This is a genomic window from Streptomyces sp. UNOC14_S4 (assembly GCF_020740835.1).
In the GTDB taxonomy this organism is placed as follows: domain Bacteria; phylum Actinomycetota; class Actinomycetes; order Streptomycetales; family Streptomycetaceae; genus Streptomyces.
In genome coordinates, this window is the sequence record NZ_JAINFC010000757.1 from 1 (window position 1) to 2,593 (window position 2,593).

Here is a 2,593-nt window from a genome sequence, read left to right on the forward strand (position 1 = left end):
GACAGCACCAGCGCGCATCGCGGGGCGATCACCACGACCGCCCCCGCGCCTCACATCCTGCCGGGGGAAGCGGACGCGGGCGGTCCGCCTTAACAGCCCTCTGACGTGGGGCGCGACCGTCTTTACGGATCACTGACGGGGATGTCAGAGCTTGAGCAGGGCCGTCAGGTCGATCGCGACGGGGAAGGGCCGGTCGGTCTCCAGCTTTCCCACGTGGCATGGGCGCTCGGGGCACGGGATGTACTCGCCCCGCTCCCGGTGGAGCCAGTACTCGTGTACTTCGGGGAGGTTGTCCTCGCCCCGTTCCACTCGCCAGTAGTACGGAACGCCAGCCGCCGCGTACATGGCCGGTTTACGGACACGGTCGTCCTGACGCGAGCCCGGAGACACCACCTCCACGATGAGGACGGCTTTCTCCACCGGGATGTACTTCGCCTCGAAGAGGTCGATGCCACGCTTGTCGTAGACGACGATGTCAGGCACCGGGGGGTTGTACTTGTCGATAAGCACGCACTGTTCCGAGAGGACGTCGTAGGGCTCGCGCAAGGCGTCTTCCAGATGCCTCTCGATCCTTCGCCGCACATAGTTGTGCCACGGCACCGTCCGCCCCCGAACCACGACCACTCCGTCCACGAGCTCCCAGTCGAACGGCAGCTCCAGGTCCTCGACCTGGTCAGCCGTCCAGCCCTCTTCAGGCGGGAACATCCAGTTCTCAGGAGTGGCCTTCTCCAGCCGTTCTGCGATCATCACTGCTCCCATGGACGCAAGCATGGACTCGGGTACGGATCGCGGTCCTATATACGACGGTAGCGTCACCCGAAGTAATGAACGGCCTTCCCCGGGAGAACCGCCGTCAAGCCCGACGATGCACCAGTCGCCCGCCCACCACCGTGGCGACGCACCGGCCGTCCTCGGTGAACGCGGCGAGGTCCGCGCGCCCGCCCTCGACGACGGCCACCGGCCGGGCCCGGTCGAGGACCGCGACGCCGTTCCGCGCGGCGGCCGCCCGCAGCTCAAGGCTGTCCGCGTGTTCGGCCAGCACCGCCGCGGCACCCCGCTTCAGCACCTCGTGGACGCGCTCGCGCGGGCTCGGCGCCTCCGGCAGCGGGCCCTCGTGCACCGGCGCGGGCCCCAGCGTGCCCGGCCACGTCCGCACCCGCGCGTCAGGGAACCGCTCCCGGAGCTCCGCCAGCGGGCCGAACGCCACGATCCGGTCACCCTCGACGACAATGCCGCCGTCGGCGACCGGCTCCGCGTCCCACGTACGGCACACGGCCGGTGCCGCGTGAATCGTCAGCAAGATCGGTTCCGCGTCAGCTCGTCGCGACGATCTTCAGCTCGGGGTGGGCCGTACCGCCCTCGATCGCCGTCGAGGAGAGGTGGGAGACGACACGGTCGTCCACCGGGTCGTTCGCCGGGTCGTCGTGCACCACGAGGTGCTCGTACGTCGTCGCGCGCTGCGCCGGTACGCGGCCCGCCTTGCGGATGAGGTCGATGATCTCCATGCGGTTGGAGCGGTGCTTGGCACCGGCCGAGGAGACGACGTTCTCCTCCAGCATGATCGAGCCGAGGTCGTCCGCGCCGTAGTGCAGCGACAGCTGGCCGATCTCCTTGCCGGTCGTCAGCCAGGAGCCCTGGATGTGCGCGACGTTGTCGAGGAAGAGGCGGGCGATGGCGATCATCCGCAGGTACTCGAAGATCGTCGCCTGCGTCCGGCCCTTGAGGTGGTTGTTCTCCGGCTGGTACGTGTACGGGATGAACGCGCGGAAGCCGCCCGTGCGGTCCTGCACGTCACGGATCATCCGCAGGTGCTCGATCCGCTCGGCGTTGGTCTCGCCCGTGCCCATCAGCATGGTGGAGGTGGACTCCACGCCGAGGCTGTGGGCGAGCTCCATGATCTCCAGCCAGCGCTCGCCCGACTCCTTCAGCGGCGCGATGGCCTTCCGCGGCCGCTCCGGCAGCAGCTCGGCGCCCGCGCCCGCGAACGAGTCCAGGCCCGCGGCGTGGATCCGGCGGATCGCCTCCTCCGCCGAGACGCCCGAGATCCGCGCCATGTGGTCCACCTCGGACGCGCCGAGCGAGTGGATCACCAGCTGCGGGAACGCCTTCTTGATGGCGGCGAAGTGCTCCTCGTAGTACTCCACGCCGTAGTCCGGGTGGTGCCCGCCCTGGAACATGATCTGCGTGCCGCCGAGCTCCACGGTCTCCGCGCAGCGGCGCAGGATGTCGTCCATGGGCCGCGTCCACACCTTCTCGCTCTTCGGCGGGGCGTAGAACGCGCAGAACTTGCACGCCGTCACACAGGCGTTGGTGTAGTTGATGTTCCGCTCGATGATGTACGTCGCGATGTGCTCCGTACCGGCGTACCGCTTGCGGCGCACCGCGTCGGCGGCGGCACCCAGCGCGTGCAGCGGCGCCCGGCGGTACAGCTCCAGCGCCTCCTCCGGCGAGATCCGGCCACCCGCGGCGGCACGGTCGAGGACGGACTGGAGGTCGGCGTTCTCGGTCACCGGGCGTCCCTTCGGAGGGGGTTTGACAGACCGGGCCAGCCTACGCCAGCGGCTCCGGGTCGCTACGGGCGAACGTCTCCGGC

The 2,593-nt window shown here is 69.3% G+C and carries 3 protein-coding genes; all 3 read right to left on the reverse strand.

The window, feature by feature from the left end:
- Nucleotides 1-144: 144 nt before the first annotated feature.
- Nucleotides 145-747: a Uma2 family endonuclease gene (locus K6I34_RS35360; RefSeq protein ID WP_229332126.1), complete on the reverse strand. Its 603-nt coding sequence runs from the start codon at nt 745-747 to the stop codon at nt 145-147.
- 106 nt (nt 748-853) lie between these two features.
- Entirely contained in the window at nt 854-1,300 is a 447-nt protein-coding gene (locus K6I34_RS35365; RefSeq protein WP_229332127.1) for a hypothetical protein, read from the reverse strand.
- A gap of 13 nt (nt 1,301-1,313) precedes the next feature.
- Nucleotides 1,314-2,510 carry a cyclic dehypoxanthinyl futalosine synthase gene (gene mqnC, locus K6I34_RS35370; protein WP_229332128.1) on the reverse strand — a complete coding sequence of 399 codons (1,197 nt, stop codon included), beginning with the start codon at nt 2,508-2,510 and terminating at the stop codon, nt 1,314-1,316.
- Between the last annotated feature and the right edge of the window lie 83 nt (nt 2,511-2,593).